The organism is Enterobacter sp. MGH 37 (genome assembly GCF_000534515.1).
In the GTDB taxonomy this organism is placed as follows: domain Bacteria; phylum Pseudomonadota; class Gammaproteobacteria; order Enterobacterales; family Enterobacteriaceae; genus Enterobacter; species Enterobacter kobei.
In genome coordinates, this window is record NZ_KI973206.1 from 1,150,627 (window position 1) to 1,166,596 (window position 15,970).

At 56.7% G+C, this 15,970-nt stretch carries 13 protein-coding genes and 3 pseudogenes; 6 read left to right on the forward strand and 10 right to left on the reverse strand.

The window, feature by feature from the left end:
• Window positions 1-11 precede the first annotated feature (11 nt).
• The 3 genes and pseudogenes from L383_RS26570 to L383_RS26580 all read left to right on the forward strand — a co-directional run.
• Window positions 12-947 (forward strand): annotated as a pseudogene (locus tag L383_RS26570) (filamentous hemagglutinin N-terminal domain-containing protein); the annotation flags it as partial.
• 69 nt (window positions 948-1,016) lie between these two features.
• Window positions 1,017-1,142: pseudogene (locus tag L383_RS26575) on the forward strand (hypothetical protein); the annotation flags it as partial.
• 60 nt (window positions 1,143-1,202) lie between these two features.
• Window positions 1,203-2,318: a hypothetical protein gene (locus L383_RS26580; protein ID WP_369798161.1), complete on the forward strand. Its 1,116-nt coding sequence runs from the start codon at window positions 1,203-1,205 to the stop codon at window positions 2,316-2,318.
• On the opposite strand, the gene L383_RS26425 is transcribed toward L383_RS26580, so the two are convergent.
• Window positions 2,276-2,512: a hypothetical protein gene (locus L383_RS26425; RefSeq protein WP_226882705.1), complete on the reverse strand. Its 237-nt coding sequence runs from the start codon at window positions 2,510-2,512 to the stop codon at window positions 2,276-2,278. The genes L383_RS26580 and L383_RS26425 overlap by 43 nt on opposite strands.
• A 48-nt stretch (window positions 2,513-2,560) precedes the next feature.
• On the opposite strand from L383_RS26425, the gene L383_RS0124265 reads away from it, so the two are divergent.
• Both L383_RS0124265 and L383_RS05775 read left to right on the forward strand, forming a co-directional pair.
• The gene (locus L383_RS0124265) at window positions 2,561-8,611 is read left to right on the forward strand and encodes a hemagglutinin repeat-containing protein (protein ID WP_023331622.1); all 6,051 of its coding nucleotides are present in this window, start codon (window positions 2,561-2,563) and stop codon (window positions 8,609-8,611) included.
• Window positions 8,595-8,861, forward strand: coding sequence for a hypothetical protein (locus L383_RS05775; RefSeq protein WP_023331623.1), 267 nt, complete (start codon window positions 8,595-8,597; stop codon window positions 8,859-8,861). The genes L383_RS0124265 and L383_RS05775 overlap by 17 nt, the downstream gene beginning before the upstream one ends.
• Before the next feature lie 38 nt (window positions 8,862-8,899).
• On the opposite strand, the gene L383_RS25720 is transcribed toward L383_RS05775, so the two are convergent.
• Complete coding sequence (locus L383_RS25720; RefSeq protein ID WP_023331624.1) at window positions 8,900-9,370, reverse strand: SymE family type I addiction module toxin; 471 nt, start codon at window positions 9,368-9,370, stop codon at window positions 8,900-8,902.
• A 257-nt stretch (window positions 9,371-9,627) separates the two neighbouring features.
• Here L383_RS25720 and L383_RS05770 point away from each other — a divergent pair, with 257 nt between their 5' ends.
• Window positions 9,628-9,867 carry a hypothetical protein gene (locus tag L383_RS05770; protein ID WP_023331625.1) on the forward strand — a complete coding sequence of 80 codons (240 nt, stop codon included), beginning with the start codon at window positions 9,628-9,630 and terminating at the stop codon, window positions 9,865-9,867.
• A 42-nt stretch (window positions 9,868-9,909) separates the two neighbouring features.
• Here the strand turns inward: L383_RS05770 and L383_RS26430 are convergent.
• From L383_RS26430 to L383_RS05735, 8 genes and pseudogenes are all read right to left on the reverse strand, one after another.
• A pseudogene (locus tag L383_RS26430) lies at window positions 9,910-10,142 on the reverse strand (hypothetical protein); the annotation flags it as partial.
• A 74-nt stretch (window positions 10,143-10,216) separates the two neighbouring features.
• Complete coding sequence (locus L383_RS25295; protein ID WP_023331627.1) at window positions 10,217-10,795, reverse strand: hypothetical protein; 579 nt, start codon at window positions 10,793-10,795, stop codon at window positions 10,217-10,219.
• A gap of 290 nt (window positions 10,796-11,085) precedes the next feature.
• Entirely contained in the window at window positions 11,086-12,027 is a 942-nt protein-coding gene (gene fabY / locus L383_RS05760) for a fatty acid biosynthesis protein FabY (RefSeq protein WP_023331628.1), read from the reverse strand.
• 44 nt (window positions 12,028-12,071) lie between these two features.
• Window positions 12,072-12,509: a D-aminoacyl-tRNA deacylase gene (gene dtd / locus L383_RS05755; RefSeq protein WP_014885747.1), complete on the reverse strand. Its 438-nt coding sequence runs from the start codon at window positions 12,507-12,509 to the stop codon at window positions 12,072-12,074.
• Window positions 12,506-13,387, reverse strand: a complete 882-nt coding sequence (locus L383_RS05750; RefSeq protein ID WP_014885748.1) for a virulence factor BrkB family protein — start codon at window positions 13,385-13,387, stop codon at window positions 12,506-12,508. The genes dtd and L383_RS05750 overlap by 4 nt, the downstream gene beginning before the upstream one ends.
• Window positions 13,381-13,980, reverse strand: a complete 600-nt coding sequence (gene yihX / locus L383_RS05745; protein ID WP_023331629.1) for a glucose-1-phosphatase — start codon at window positions 13,978-13,980, stop codon at window positions 13,381-13,383. Before yihX ends, L383_RS05750 begins: the two co-directional genes overlap by 7 nt.
• 119 nt (window positions 13,981-14,099) lie before the next feature.
• A complete protein-coding gene (locus L383_RS05740) occupies window positions 14,100-14,900 on the reverse strand; it encodes a DeoR/GlpR family DNA-binding transcription regulator (RefSeq protein WP_023331630.1) in 801 nt (266 codons plus the stop codon).
• A gap of 34 nt (window positions 14,901-14,934) precedes the next feature.
• The gene (locus tag L383_RS05735; protein WP_023331631.1) at window positions 14,935-15,831 is read right to left on the reverse strand and encodes a sugar kinase; all 897 of its coding nucleotides are present in this window, start codon (window positions 15,829-15,831) and stop codon (window positions 14,935-14,937) included.
• Window positions 15,832-15,970: the final 139 nt, after the last annotated feature.

Below are 15,970 nucleotides of genomic sequence, written 5' to 3' on the forward strand. Positions count from 1 at the left end.
AGGATTTCACCATGAATAAACGTCTGTACCGTATCGTCTTTAATAAAGCCCGCGGCATGCTGATGGTCGTTTCCGAGCTGGCGCGCGGCTGTTCGGGCGGATCGTCTTCCTCCGGGATCGGGCACGCGCTTCAGCGTCTTGTCTGTCGCGTCGGCGCACTCAGCCTTGCGCTGTGGCTGGCCTCTGGTGCCGTCACGGTGCAGGCCGCCGGGATTGTGGCGGACGCCTCCGCGCCCGGTAAACAGCAGCCCACCGTGATCAGCACCGTTAACGGCACGACGCAGGTGAATATCCAGACCCCGTCTGCAGGCGGCGTGTCCCGCAACACCTACAGCCAGTTCGACGTTGGCCGGGACGGGGCCATCCTCAATAACGCCCATAAAAATACCTCAACCGAACTCGGCGGAATGGTGACCGCCAACCCGTGGCTGGCGAAAGGCGAGGCTAAAGTCATCCTCAACGAGGTGAACGCACGCAACCCGAGCCAGCTCAACGGCTACATTGAGGTGGCTGGACAAAAGGCCGACGTGATCATTGCCAGCCCGTCGGGCATTACCTGTGACGGCTGCGGCTTAATCAACGCCGGGCGCGCCACGCTGACGACCGGTACCGCGCAGATGCAGGATGGCCGGATAACCGGGTATCAGGTGGAGCGCGGTGAGATTACCGTGAACGGCAACGGGCTGGATACCTCCGGGCAGGCGCACACCGATATCATCGCCCGGGCGGTTCAGGTGAATGCGGCGATTCACGCGCAGGATTTACGCGTCACTACCGGGCGCAACACGGTGGATGCGGCGCATGAAAAGGTGACCGCCCTTGCGGATAACGGTGCGGCAAAACCCGTCATGGCGCTGGATGTCTCCCAGGTCGGCGGCATGTACGCCGGGAAAATCCGTCTGATCGGGACGGAAAAAGGCGTCGGCGTGCGCAACGCGGGCAATATTGGCGCAGAAGCCGGAACAGTCACCCTCTCCGCCGACGGGCGTATTGAGAATAGCGGCACGGTCTGGTCTTCCGCTGACGTCGCCCTTTCTGGCACCGACGCCATACAAAACAGCGGCTCCCTCGCTGCACAGCGCAACGTCAGCCTGACGGGCAAAACGATTGCCAGCACCGGCACGCTGGCAGCAGGCGTGCAGCCCAATGGCACCACGGGCCGCGACGGCGATCTGACGCTCAACGCCAGCGGCAAACTTGAGATGCATGGACTGAATGTGGCGGGTGGCAACATCAGGTCCACGGGACAGGGGGTGGATGCATCAGGCAGCGTGACGCAGGCCAACACCATTACCCTTAACGCCGGACAAGGCGACCTCAGCACCGCCGGTGCGGAAGTCATCGCGAATGACGCCCTCAGCGTCACGGCAACCGGCACGCTGGATAACAGCAGCGGCCTGCTCGCCGCCGACCAGCTCACGCTCACGGCAAAACGCCTGCAAAATCATAAAGGTCAGATAAGCCAGAGCGGCACGCGGGGTCTGACGCTGAACCATCAGGACGGCATCGATAACCGCGAAGGCGTGATTGCCGCCAACGCCACGGTAAACGTCAACGCCGCGTCGCTGGATAACCGTAAAGGCCAGATCGTTGCCGCCGATACCGACAGCGCCCTGACGATAAAAACGGCTGGCCTGACGGACAACCGCGAGGGTGAACTGGCAGCAGCAGGCAGCATCAGCATGAGCGCCGACACTCTCAACAACAGCAGCGGCTTTATCAGCGCGGAACACGGCCGCGTCGCGCTAACCAGCCGCAACGCGCTGGCTAACGTCGGCGGGACAATTGCCGCCCACGATAACCTGACGCTCGACAGCGCCGGGTTGAACAACGACGAAGGGTTAATTCAGTCCGGGGCGGACATGATCGTCGACACTCACGGGAACCGCCTGTCAAACAACACGACCCTGACGACCGGCGGCATCGTCAGCTTTGGCACCCTGAACGTCAACGCCGGCAGCATCAGCAATCAGCACGGCATGCTGGCCAGCGCGAAAGAAACCGTCGTAACGGCCGCGGACGTGGACAACCGCAACGGTACCCTGAGCGCCACAGGTTCGCTGAATCTACATGTGGGGTCGCTGGAGAATACGCAAGGCACGCTGGTATCCGGTGGCGATGCGCGGATAGACGCCTCCCGGATAGACAACCAGAAAGGGATGATTGTCGCCCAGGGCGATCTTGCCGTCACGGCACAGCGTCTGGATAACGACAGCAGCGGGCTGGTCCAGAGCGGAGGGGATCTCACGCTGGCCGTTGACGGTATCAGCAACCGCTACAGCGGGGACACGGGCGGCATCGTTAGCAGGGAAACCTGAGCATAACCACGACCGATCTGCAAAATGATGCGGGCGTACTGCTCGCCGAAAAACGGGCCACGCTGGACGCCGCGCGCTTTAGCAACATCGCCGGGACGCTGTATGCACTGGATACGCTGACGCTTGCCACGCGCAGCGATACCGACAACCGTCAGGGGGTCATTCAGGGAAGCGGGCTCGTTCTTGATACGCACGGCTGGCAGCTGGATAACCGCGAGGGGACGATTTACAGCCTGGCGGAAATGCAACTCGCCACCGCCGCGCTGAACAACCAGAACGGCACGCTGGGCGCAAAAGGGGAGTTCACGCTGCGGGCAACCTCGCTGGATAACCGTTCCGGCGGGCGTCTGGTGGGTGAGCAGGAGATGACCCTCAACCTCGAGCGTCTTGATAACCAGGACGGGCAGATCCAGTCTCTCGGTGAACTGGCGGTGAATGCCGTGTCGGGTGCGATCGACAACACACTGGGCCTGATACGCAGTGGCGCAACGGTGACGCTCAACGCAGCCTCGCTGATCAATCGCAATACGCAGGCTGAAGATAAGGGTATTGAAGGGCTGGATGTGAAAATCAACAGCCAGCAGTTCGATAATGCTCTGGGAACAACGCGGGCAGGCAATACGTTATCGATCGCCAATGCCGGAACCCTGGATAACACGCAGGGTGAGCTGTCCGCCGAGGGGGCGCTGTCGCTGAGCGGCGCGGCTTTGCGGCTTCTCAACGCTGACGGGGTCGTTATTGGCGGGGAGAACGTCACGCTTGAAGCCGACGCGCTAACCGGAGACGGTCAGCTTCTGTCGCTCGGCGATATGACGATTCACACGCAGCAGAGTTTTAACAACGCGGGTGATGTGATTGCCAACGGCAGCATGACCTTCACCACGCCGGGCAGCGTGACCAACAGCGGCAACCTGCTGGCGGGCGCAAAACTGGATCTCAGCGCCGCCAGCCTGTTCAATGCCGCTTCCGGCGAGATTGCCGCCGGCGCGACCTGGCTGACCCTCTCCTCAAGCCTGAGTAATTACGGTCTTATCGACGGCAGCCAGACGTGGCTGCGTACCGAAACCTTAACGAACGCGGGTACCGGCCGCATCTACGGCGATCATCTGTCGATTCAGGCGACAACGCTGAATAACCTCGCCCAGGACGAAACGGCAGCGACCCTCGCCGGACGCCAGCGCGTGGACATCGGGGCACAGACAATCAACAACCGCGACCACGCGCTGATCTACAGCGACGGGGCGATGGCCATCGGCGGGCGCGTAGACGACAACGGCTTTGCCATCGGGCAGGCGCAAACCCTCAACAACCACAGCGCGACCATTGAATCCGCGGGCGACATGGCGCTCTCCGTCGGCCAGCTCAACAACATCAACGACCATTTCAGCACCGAAGTGGCGCTCATCTCCACGGAGCAGATCCACGAGTATCAGCAAAAGGGATCGCCCACCCGCTGGGATGCGGATGCTGACGGCGTGTTCGTCGACCACAACTCGGCCGACCACCTGCTTAACCTCAACACCCCGGACGATACCGGGGCCAACAACGACAACTTTTACGAGTACACCTACACCCGCACCATTGAAGAAGAGGTGATTGCCGAAAGTGACCCGGGCAAAATCCTCGCCGGCGGCAATATGCTGATTACGGCAAATCAGGTTCTGAACGATAAAAGCCAGATTGTGGCGGGGGGAACGCTCGGGATCTTCGCCGATTCGGTGGATAACGTGATGCCGGAAGGCAGCCGATGGATCACCGATGCAGGCTCGGTCACACACTACAGCCGTAAATCCAGAAAGGGTGGCGACTCGCAGGGAAAAAGCACCTCGGACTACGCCCCGCCTGTGGTTATCCAGTCGATCACCCTGTCGCCGGGCAAAATGGAAGGCAACAGCCAGGCCGATGGCAGCGGCATGACCCTTTCCCCCGCCAGCGCCCACAAAACAGATACCACGCTTAGCGGGACGGGGAGCCTGGCGGTGGGTGTGGACACCACCTCCCCGGGTTCCCCTGCCCTGCCCTCCGGCAATGCGCCTGGCAAATGGATTGAAACGCCCGCCAGCGATGCGCAGGGCGTGGTGGTACGTGCCGCAGGGCCGGACATCCGTCTGCCGGACAGCAGCCTGTTTAACACCCTGCCCGATCCGAATGCGCACTACCTGATCGAAACCGATCCACGCTTCACCAACAACAAGACGTGGCTCGGCAGTGATTATATGCAGAATGCGTTCATGACGGATCCGGATAACGTGCACAAGCGCCTTGGCGACGGCTATTACGAGCAGCGCCTGGTACGCGAGCAGATCATCGCGCTCACCGGCGGCCGCTACCTGGGCGACTACCGCGACGATGAGACCCAGTTCAGGGCATTGATGGATGCGGGCATTGCTTTCGGGCAGACGCATCAGCTTGTCCCTGGCGTGGCGCTCACCGCCGAACAGATGAGCCTGCTGACGGAGGACATGGTCTGGCTGGTCAACACCCGCGTTCAGCTTGCCGACGGCAGCTGGCAGACGGTGATGGTGCCGCAGGTGTATGTGCGCGTACAGCCTGGCGACATCGACGGCTCCGGCGCGCTGATGGGGGGCCAGAATCTGGTGATGAACCTGAACCGCGACCTGGTCAACAGCGGCACCCTGCACGGGCGTGACGCGGTGCAGCTCAGCGCCGACAACATCACCAACAAAGCAGGAACGATACAGGGGGCTGACGTCAGCCTGTTCGCCCGCACGGACATCAGCAACATCGGCGGCACGATTTCAGGTAACCATTCCGTACTGGCCACCGCCGGGCGCGACATCAGCCTCACCACCACCACCCGCGGCGCACAGAGCAGCAGCGGGAAAAACAGCTTTGAGCGCACCACCGTGGAGCGCGTGGCGGGGATCTACGTCCAGGGCGATGACGGTAAGCTGGTGCTGAACGCCGGGCGCGATCTCACCCTGACCGGCGCGCAGGTCGTTAACAGCGGCAGTGGAAGCCAGACGGTGCTCAGTGCCGGGCGGGATCTGAACCTCACCACCGTCACTACCTCCGCCAGCGATAACCTGACGTGGGATAAAAATAACTGGCTGAAGCAGTCCACCACTCAACAGGTTGGCAGCGAGGTGGCCGGCGGAGGCGATATCCTGATGATGGCCGGCCGCGACGTGAGTGCGCAGGCCGCAACCGTGGAGGCGGGCAGCAGCCTCGCCGTCAGCGCGGGGCGCGACATCGCCGTCACCGCCGCCACTGACAGCAGCATGTTTGAGTCGCACCATCAGTCCACCGGCAGCAGCGGCGCGCTGTCGAAAAAAACCGTGACCACGCACGATGTGGTGAACAGTGAGACCGCACAGGGAGCCCTGTTCAGCGGCGACAGCGTCACCCTGCAGGCGGGCAATAACCTGCGGGTGCAGGGCAGCGATATCGTGGGCGATAACGATGTCCGGCTGGCGGCAGGCAACAGCCTGACCGTGACCACGGCGGAGGAGCACAGCCAGGAGAGCCATCAGCGCCAGGAGAAAAAATCCGGCTTCTCCGGCACGGGCGGCATCGGCGTCAGCTACGGCAGCCAGAGCCTGAAGGTCACCGACACCGCGCAGGACACCACCCATCGCGGCAGCACTATTGGCTCCGTGAACGGCAGCGTCACGCTGAGCGCGGGCAATGACCTGAGCGTCCACGGCTCGGACCTGATTGCCGCGCAGGACATGACGCTCGCCGGGAAAAACGTCAGCATCACCGCCGCCACGGAGAGCGGCACGCAGACCCACACCGTGGAGCAAAAATCTTCCGGCCTGACCCTTGCGCTCTCCGGCGCGGCGGGTGGTGCTCTCGACAGCAGCGTCCACACCCTGAAGCAGGCCAGAGAGACCGATAACGACCGCCTCGCCGCGCTGCAGGCGGTGAAAGGCGCACTGACCCTCGGACAGGGCGCGCAGTCCGTCATGCTCGACCAGGCCACCGGCAACCAGAAGGGCAACGACAACACCGTCGGCATCAGCCTCTCTTACGGCAGCCAGTCGTCAAAATCCACCCAGACCAGCACGCAGGCCACCGCAAAAGGCAGCAGCCTCACCGCCGGGAATAACCTCACCGTGGTGGCAACCGACGGCGACCTGCTGGTTCACGGCAGCCAGCTTGATGCGCAGAACGACCTGTGGCTACAGGCCAGCCGGGACGTGAACCTGATTTCCGCACTGAACACCTCCACGCTCGACGGCCAAAACGAGAGCCACGGCGGCAGCGCGGGCGTCGGTATCGGCTACGGCTCCGGTGGCGCGGGCATCTCCGTCTCCGCCAGCGTGAACGGCGGCAAAGGAACCGAGCGCGGCAACGGCACCACCCGCACCGAAACCACGGTTAACGCGGGGGATACGCTCACAATCGTCAGCGGCCGCGATACGAATCTCACCGGGGCGCAGGTCAGCGGGGAGAGCGTGCTGGCCGATATCGGGCGCAACCTGACCATTACCAGTGAACAGGACACCGACCGTTACGACAGCAGCCAGAAGAACGCCAGCGCGGGCGGCAGCTTCACCTTCGGCACCATGAGCGGCTCCGCCAGCGTTAATTACAGCCGCGACAGGATGAACAGCGACTACGCCTCCGTGAAGGAGCAGAGCGGTATCTTCGCAGGCTCCGGCGGGTTCGACATCACCGTCGGCGGCCACACGCAGCTCGACGGCGCGGTTATCGCCTCCACCGCCACGGCGGATAATAACCGCCTCGACACCGGGACGCTCGGCTGGCGGGATATCCATAACACCGCTGAATACGAGGTGGAGCACCAGAGCGCGGGCATCAGCACCGGCGGCAGCATCGCGGGGCAGTTCACCGGGAATATGGCGAGCAACCTGCTGGTCGGGGCGGACAGCAGCGGCAGCGCGGAGGGCACCACGCGTGCGGCCATTGAAAACGGCACGGTGGTGGTTCGCGATAAGGAGCATCAGACGCAGGACGTGGCGGACCTGAGCCGCGACACGGCGAATGCCAACGGCAGCATCGACACCATTTTCGATAAGGAGAAAGAGCAGCGCAGGATGGAGGAGGCGCAGCTTATCGGGGAAATCGGCAGCCAGGTGGCGGATATCGCCCGCACGCAGGGTGAAATCGCGAAACAGGAGGCCATGAACGACCCGGTAGCGCTCCGCGCCGCAGAGGAGAAGCTGAGGGCTGAGGGCAAGAGCAACCCTACCCCTCAGGAGATAGCCGACCAGGCCGGACGCACGGCAATTGAACAGTACGGCACGGGCAGCGACATGCAGCGCGCCATCCAGGCGGCTACCGCTGCCGCTCAGGGTCTGGCGGGCGGCGACATGACCGCCGCGCTGGCCGGAGCGGCGGCACCGTACGTGGCGGAGATTATCGGCCACCGTTCCGGGCTGGACGATACGATGGAAAAAGCCGCCGCCCACGCGGTGGCGAATGCGGTGCTGGCCGCGATGCAGGGGAAAGACGCGCTGGCGGGTGCGGCTGGAGCAGCGGTCGGGGAGCTGGCGGGTGGTATTGCGCTGGAGATGTACGGGAAGGATGTTGCTGCGCTGAGTGAAAGTGAAAAGCAGACCATCAGCGCGCTGGCGACTCTTGCCGCAGGGATAGCAGGCGGCGTTGCGGGAGACGGTACGGCAAGCGCCATCGCCGGGGCGCAGTCCGGGAAGACGGTGGTTGAGAATAATGCGCTTAATCCGAGCAGTTTCGGACAGGGTATGATGGATTACGGCCTGGCAGCACAGTCGTGGAACCAGTATGCAGAAGAGAATGGTCTGTCTCCGAAGGAGAAGCAGGCCGGACTGGAAAAACTGGCAAACGGTGATTTACCGGAAGGCGCGAATATCGCTAAAGCAATTGTGGAAGGATATCAGGATGGTGTGATGATTGCGGGAGCCTGGTATCTGGGACCAGCGGCGTCAGTAGGTAACGTTGTTAGTGGCGCAATAATAGGAGAAATTGCTAATGGAAGCTACCAGTGGTTTGACCTGAGCCGTCCAGGTAACGAGAACAAGAACTGGGATTATAAGGGAAGTATTTCAGCGGGAGCAACTGGTGCACTAGCTCCGGGTCGTGGGATTTGGGCTAATGCCGGGATCGCACTGGGTGGTTCACTATTCACTGATGGGCTGGATAAAGGTGCATTAACTGGCACGGGCGCAGGTTGGGCGTTTGGTACGGCAGTTAATATTATTGCACCACCAGTATTTTCCCCTGTATTAGGTCCGAGCGCAGCCCCTGTAGGTGATATTATCGGTACCGTGGGAGGTGAATTTATTAGTAATGTAGTTAAGGATGAAATTAATGAAAAGAAAAAATAACACTACCGTAGCTTTACTGTTCTTAAGCATTGCATACATGGTTTTTTGTTGTTTAATTTTTTTCTCTCTGGCTTTGATAATTGTAAAACTAATCATTAGTCATGAAGTAGATATTGAACAATCAGATATCAAGCATGTTTTGGTTGCAAGCGTTATTGCTGGAACGGCAGCAGCTTTCAGGTCATGGCTCTTCGCCAAACTGGACGAGCGCAAAGCCCGAAAATCCCCCCCTTCCGATCCAAAATCCTGAACCACGATCCCGGCCACTGAGCCGGGATCTTTTAACAATCACTCGCTGCGGATCAGACAATCATAACGATCGCGTTTAATCACCGGCAGATCGCCAGTGTCGTTCAGCGTCCCCGGAAATTCTCTCAGCCACTTTTTCACCTTCAATTTATTGATATGCGTGATACTTAACCCTTTCAGGCACCCCCATAACTCGCGGGTATTTTGCGGCGCAATCACAATACAGTCCGGCATAACACGGATCTTTACCGCCATCCCGCTACGAAATCCGACGCGGGACAGCCGCTCGCCCGCCAGCGGCAAATAATTGCGATCCATTCGGGTATAAAGTTCGCAGCAGGCAGAGCCTGATCCCCCTCTGGCGTAAACACGTTCAGACCCGGTGCGTTCCCCGTGAAGCGCACGCGGGTTCTTTTTGTGCACCTGCTCGCGAATTTCTACATTATTCTCAGATACTGCAACTTCTGTTTGGGCAACAGCCCGCTCTGGCATAGAATTCTTCGCAGCCATAATCAACTCCTGCTTAGTTGTTTGTGGTCAGCGGTATAAAGGTGTTGGCGCACCTTTATACCGCGCTCTTACCGTTTCACGTTCATTACATATTATTCACAGCCTGTATCACTGACTTTTCCTGCGGCCATTATACCGCTATGGATAAAGATACAGCACTGCATTATGGGAAACGTTTAATAAATGCGAAGCGACTCGAGAAAATAATACAACAGGCTGTAATACCTCATTATAATAAGGATTAAGGAAAGAATAAAATGACATCGAAGAAGTGGTTTTTACTATGGTTTTTCCTCACGTTCGCATTTGTTGTGACAGCTAATATTGTTGCTTTACTAACCTATTTTTCTGCAAGAATTTACCTTTTAATTACTCAAGACATTCCTATTGATGTTTATCTACCTGGTTTTATGAAACTAATTAAAGGTACATCCTTTGGTGGATTCATTTTTGGATGTGGTTGTTGGTGGATTTATTACCGCCAAGAAAAAAAGTAATAAAAAATCACGGCCACCGCGCCGGGCTCTCTCTTTTAACTGTCACTTATCCCGTCTGATCACCGGCACATCCCCCAAATCATTCAGCACTCCGGGAAACGTCTTCAGCCAGTTAGTCACTTTTTGTTTATTTATATTCACTACGCTCATACCATCCAGGCAACCCCATAGTTCGCGTGTATGCTGTGGCGTGATCATGATACAATCCTTCATCACGCGGATTTTAACCAGCATACAATCAATAAAACTGCATTCGACAACCATTTCCCGTTGAGAGATGTTTTTCTCTCCTTTAATTTAACGTGGATTTATTATTTCAGAGTGAATATATGGAGTTGTGGTTTCTTAATTAACTCTTGGATTTTATGAAGTTGTAATCAATTATATAAGACCCTATTTCATTTGAATGAGCACTAACCCTTACAGCATCTGCTCCTGGTTCACCCGATGCTTGAAGTGCTTTTTTATTTGTACACAATTGAATCCAACGCTTTGTGTTATAGTCCTTAAACCACAACCCTGCTTCACAATGACCAAACCGCCCCTTTCCTGGACCAGGATATGTTATTTCATAAGCCGCTTCGTATGTAATAACGTTTCCCTTCGACATAAACACGAAAACATCATAAATCCCTAATGAAAGAATAAAGCCACAACTAAACCCCACCCAAAAACGTTCAATGACATAATTTGATGTTTTACCAATAGGTCTATAATAGGTAGCTCTCCCGGAGAATATGAGACCAAAAATAGAGCCTATCGTTATATACGTTAACCATTCTGGAACAGAGTTCATTAGAACAGTTCTCATTGAAATCATGCTCACCCAAATGATATAGGCAAGAAAACAACCCAAAAGCAAAAAACTCAATAATAATATAATTACGAGCCCGGATTTGTTTCGTTCAAAGCTGTAGTATTTATTCATTTTATTACAAATTCATAACGAGTCATTAGTACATAAATGTTGCAATAATAATTGATGCAATAGCTAAACACCATTTAGCTTTCCTTAATTACAATTTGGGTTTTATTTGAAAAGTAGAGAATTAAAAATGCAATTGGCAACACATCTTTTATTACGACAACAAGGATTAACTATACGCTCGTCTATGAAGGTTCGAACGCCGATCTGGATGGCAATTACGCCATCAATAGATTTATTTTTAATACAACATGAGAGTTATCTTCTAAAAAGATAACTCTCTTTTAACTGCGCTACTCCTCTTCATTCCCCCCCTCTTCATACGCGCCATACGGCTTCGCAGGGAGAACGATGTAAGTTCCTTCAAACACCGCGCCCGGGGTTTCATCACCAAACAGCTCAACCTGCATCTGTACACGCGCTTTGCGGCCACGCGCCAGACGATCAAGGTCGCCGCCCAGTGCGCCAAGGTCAGCCACCGCGCTCGGTTTGCCGCTGATCGGCGCGCTGTAACGAATATGGGCATCGGCCAGAATGATGGTGCCGCCAAGATGGCGCTCGCGCAACATCAGCCAGATCAGCCCCCAGCCGGTGAGCGTTGCCAGAGAAAACAGGCTGCCAGCAAACAGGGTGTGGTGAGGGTTCTGGTTGCCGATTTCCGGCATAGTGGTAATGAATTTTTGCCCGGTGTACTGCTGGATGCGCACGCCCATCTTTTCACTCAGAGGGATATGTTCATACCAGGCTTGCTGTAACTGACCGCACCAGTCTGCGCGATGCAGAATGTCGTCCAGAGTGGCAATGGGTTTGATCATCAAAAAATGACGAATCGGCGTGGTTTGCGGGGCGGTGATTTCCCCCTGATTCACAAAACCGAGTTTGGCAAAAAACTCCACGGCATCTTCGCGGGCGCTACAGGTGACGCGCTTAACGCCTTCCTGCCGGGCGACGGACTCCAGGGTCATTGCCATTAGCGTCCCCAGCCCTTTGTCCTGTACGGAAGGGTGAACCGCCATAAAGCGAATAGATGCTTCGTTATCGGCATTGATATACAGACGCCCGACGGCGACGAGATTGCCCTCCTCGTCCATCACCATCTGGTGATGGGCCATTGCGTCCCAGGCGTCGCGCTCAGAGCCTTTCGGTTGATGTAATGGCTTGCGCAGCATTTCCCAGCGGAACTGGTAATAGGCTTCTAACTCTTCTTCCGTTTGCGGTACTCGAAGGTGATACATAGCTGTACTCTCTCTTGTTACCCGCGGCCACGCCGCCAGTTGGCTCATACCTGGAGCCAGAATGTGACGGGGCCATCGTTCACCAGCGAAACCTGCATATCTGCAGCGAATCGTCCGGTTTGCGTATGCATTTCCTGCTGGCGACAACGCTCAACAAAGTATTCGTAAAGTGCTTCTGCACGATCCGGCGCGGCGCCTTTCGAGAAACTCGGGCGCATGCCGCGCTCGGTATCCGCTGCCAGCGTAAACTGGGACACCACCAGCACGCTGCCGCCCGCCTGCTGGACGTTCAGGTTCATCTTGCCTTCCGCATCGCTGAAAATGCGGTAACCCAGCACCCGCTCGCATAAGCGGTTAGCTTTTTGTTCGTCATCATCCTTTTCGACACCTAACAACACCAAAAGTCCTGGGCCAATTTCACCCGTCACCTCTCCCTCCACGGTGACGCTGGCACGGGTTACGCGCTGTATCAATGCAATCATGGTTGGTCTGCTTCTTGTTGTTTTTCAGCTGCTGCTGCTTTTTTAAGTTCGCGGTATACGCCGAGAGTGACAGTTATTTCGGCACCAAGCAAGACGATACACCAGGTCCAGTAGACCCAGACAAACAAAATGGGGATCACCGCCAGCACGCCGTAAATCAGCTGATACGACGGAAACATGGTGATGTAAAGGGCAAACCCTTTTTTACCCAGCTCAAAAAGCACGGCCGCCACCAGCGCCCCCACTACCGCATCGCGGTTTGGTACGCGCGTGGTCGGTACGACGCTATAGAGCAGCCAGAACGAAAGCCATGACAGGATCAGCGGAAAGATGCGAAGCACATTATCAATAACGCCGTTTAAATCACTCGCCCAGCGCAATGACAGAAGGTAAGAGCTGATGGCAAGGCTCGCCCCGGCCAGCAGCGGGCCGAGCGTGAGGATCATCCAGTACACGGCAAAAGAGTAGACTTTTGGCCGCGCTTTTTTACTCCGCCAGATGGTGTTCAGTGCGCTATCAATGGCATACATCAGCAGCAGCGCAGTGACAATCAGCCCGCACGCCCCCACCGCCGTCATCTTGTTGGAGTTGGCAACGAACTGCTCGATGTAGTTCTGGATAACATCCCCGGTGGCAGGAATGAAATTCGCAAACACGAAATGGCGAAGCTGCAGGCTGACGTCCGCAAACATCGGAAAGGCGGAAAATAGCGCAAAGATCACCGCCACCAGCGGCACTAATGAGAGCAACGACACGTACGCGAGGTTTCCCGCCAGCGTGGTCATGTTGTCCTCATCAATGCGGTGCCAGAGCAGTTTTAGCCAGGCTCTCAGCGGGCGCGTATGATGCGTGGCTTTTTGATGAACGGTTTTTAACATAACTGCTTCGCAAAGTAGTTGGGTATCGTCTCTTTTCCGGTCACCAGAATTGACGTGATACCTAACTGGTTAGCTCCCTCTATATTATCGGCATTGTCGTCGAAAAAGACGGCATCGGCGGCAGTGAAACCTTCTGCCTGCAAAACGGCCTGATATATCCGCGCTTCGGGCTTGCGCATACCCATCTCCTGCGAGAGATAGATTTTATCTGCCGCTGCCTTAACTTCAGGGTATTCTTCAGGCCAGAACGTGGTGTGCAGGCGGTTAGTATTCGACAGGACAACCACACGGTGCCCCTGCTCACGCAGTTTGTGCATGATGTCGATCACTTCCGGGCGGATGGCGACAAATACCGCCTGCCAGCCGTGCGAAAACTGCTCATAGCTTAACGACAGCCCCATATCCTGGCAGAAACGCTCTGCGAATTCTTCGTCACTCATTTCACCGCGCTCATGCTGATGAAAGGTTTCGCCCATCGCGAAATTCTGCTTTAACGTCGCCAGCGGAACACGGCTAAAGTCGCTCCATGCGCCCAGCACGCGATTAAAATCGATATCGACGATTACATTTCCTAAATCAAAGATATAAAGCATGTTTATCTCCTGCTCGCCGTGGAAAAATAACTGTAGCGGGAAAGAGAAGGTTTGGCTATGTGCGAGATTCAGCTTAAAGAAAGGAATGGCCCGAAGAGAGATATCGGGCCATAAAAAGGTCAGCCAGCCTGCTGTTCTTCTCCTGAACTGACTTCAACGACTTCCACTTTGCTGGATTTGAGGAGATTTTGCAGCGCCGAGCCGGGAAGCTCATCCGTGAATAGCGCCGTGGCCTGCGCCACGTTGCCAATTTCTACGGCGGCGGAAGCGCTGTATTTCGTATGATCGGCTGCCAGTAAAATATGGCGCGAGTGAACCATCATGGTTTTCACCACGCTGGCTTCATTGACGTCAAACTCCATCATCGCACCGTCGTGCTCAATCGCCCCTACGCTGGTCACGAGATAGTCCGCCCGAAAGCCGGACACAAACGCCGTCGCCGCCGGGCCGATAATGCCGCCGTTATGCGGGCGCAGCGTGCCGCCGGGGACCATCACTTCAAAGCGCGGGTTTTTATAGAGAATGTGCGCCACCCGCAGGCTGTTGGTGATAATGCGCAAATGGTTGTGATTGAGCAGCGCCCGGGCAACATGCTCCACCGTCGTCCCGATGGTGATAAAGATGGTCGAGCCATCGGGAATGTAGTCCGCAATCGCCTCGGCAATCGCCCGCTTCTCTTCGGTGAGCGAAACTTCACGCTGCTCGAACGCCGTGTTCACCACGCTGGACGCCCTGCCCGCACCGCCATGATGACGCGTTATGAGTCCCTGCTCGCTGAGCTTACGGATATCCCGTCGTACCGTTTGTGTGGACACATCCAGCAGCTGCGCCAGTTCATCAATATTCATATAGCCGCGATCGGCAATCAGCGTCAGCAGCTGATCGTGACGCGGGTTGCCGGTCAGTTCGGTAAGACTCATGGGCTGTCCTCTGAAAACCATCACGCCCCGCATTTTATACAAAAAGTGACAAAAAAGAGCGGGTTTGATCACAGTCGGGTATACCCGCACGCCCGCCGGGCCTGGTGCATTTCAGGGCGGCGACGGCGCTGGCAAAACGCACGGCGTCAGCGGCGGACGCTTGCTGCGCCAGACTGACCGCCAGCGCACCGTGGAAAACGTCGCCCGCCCCCGTGGTATCAACCACCTCGACCTCAAAGCCAGGCTGATGACATAACCTGCCGCTTTCCAGCCAGAAGCAACCGTCTCGCCCCTGCGTAACGTACACATGTCCATTTGTGAGCGTTTGTGCTTTTTTCAGCGCGTCTTCAGCTTCATCCAGCTGCGTTAAACGCCGCAGTCCCGGCGCGGAGAAGGCGGCATGATCGCTTAGGGCGATCAGTTCCGCGATGTCCTGCGGAGTGACATCCGCATCAAGTAAGGTGGTTACGCCCTGCTGGCGAGCACGGATAAACGCCTGTTTTGCCCCGTCATGCCAGCGCACGTCTGCTAATACGATATCCCATTGTGAGAAGTCGACGTCTTGCAGCCAGTCAGCCTCAGCGGGAAGATCGGGGCTGGGGTAGTTCGCAATCACGCGCTCCCCGCTGGCGTCCACCAGCACTGCGGATTGTGACGATCGGGCCCCTTTAAACACGCGCGTGTAGCGGGTATTCACCCCCAGGGATTCCAGCTCCGCGAGCAGGCGTCTTCCGGTCTCGTCGTCACCCACGCGGCCAATAAAGTCCACCTCAGCCCCCAGTTTCGCTGCCGCCACCGCCGCAGTTGCCGCCGGGCCACCGCCCACTTCCGTATAATCTTTTGCGACATATTTCCCACCTTCCCTTGGTAAATCATCGAGATACCAGATGCGATCCAGCACGGTAATGCCGACACAAACGATGCGAGTCATGGTGATTCCTTGTGCGATTTCTGATGCTGCCATTTTAATTTCATCAAATGTTTAAAAAGTGACCCCTGTCAATTTTTTGACTATAAATTACAAATACGATCAAAAACAGACAACACAAACGCGCAAAAATTGACACGAT

Coding starts and splice junctions, on each gene's coding strand:
- L383_RS05735 (WP_023331631.1), bottom strand. CDS start 15,831: ATGACTCGCATCGTTTGTGTCGGCATTACCGTGCTGGATCGCATCTGG.
- yihX (WP_023331629.1), bottom strand. CDS start 13,980: ATGCTTTATATCTTTGATTTAGGAAATGTAATCGTCGATATCGATTTT.
- L383_RS05740 (WP_023331630.1), bottom strand. CDS start 14,900: ATGAGTCTTACCGAACTGACCGGCAACCCGCGTCACGATCAGCTGCTG.
- L383_RS0124265 (WP_023331622.1), top strand. CDS start 2,561: ATGCAACTCGCCACCGCCGCGCTGAACAACCAGAACGGCACGCTGGGC.
- dtd (WP_014885747.1), bottom strand. CDS start 12,509: ATGATTGCATTGATACAGCGCGTAACCCGTGCCAGCGTCACCGTGGAG.
- L383_RS05775 (WP_023331623.1), top strand. CDS start 8,595: ATGAAAAGAAAAAATAACACTACCGTAGCTTTACTGTTCTTAAGCATT.
- L383_RS25295 (WP_023331627.1), bottom strand. CDS start 10,795: ATGAATAAATACTACAGCTTTGAACGAAACAAATCCGGGCTCGTAATT.
- L383_RS26580 (WP_369798161.1), top strand. CDS start 1,203: ATGCATGGACTGAATGTGGCGGGTGGCAACATCAGGTCCACGGGACAG.
- fabY (WP_023331628.1), bottom strand. CDS start 12,027: ATGTATCACCTTCGAGTACCGCAAACGGAAGAAGAGTTAGAAGCCTAT.
- L383_RS05750 (WP_014885748.1), bottom strand. CDS start 13,387: ATGTTAAAAACCGTTCATCAAAAAGCCACGCATCATACGCGCCCGCTG.
- L383_RS05770 (WP_023331625.1), top strand. CDS start 9,628: ATGACATCGAAGAAGTGGTTTTTACTATGGTTTTTCCTCACGTTCGCA.
- L383_RS25720 (WP_023331624.1), bottom strand. CDS start 9,370: ATGGCTGCGAAGAATTCTATGCCAGAGCGGGCTGTTGCCCAAACAGAA.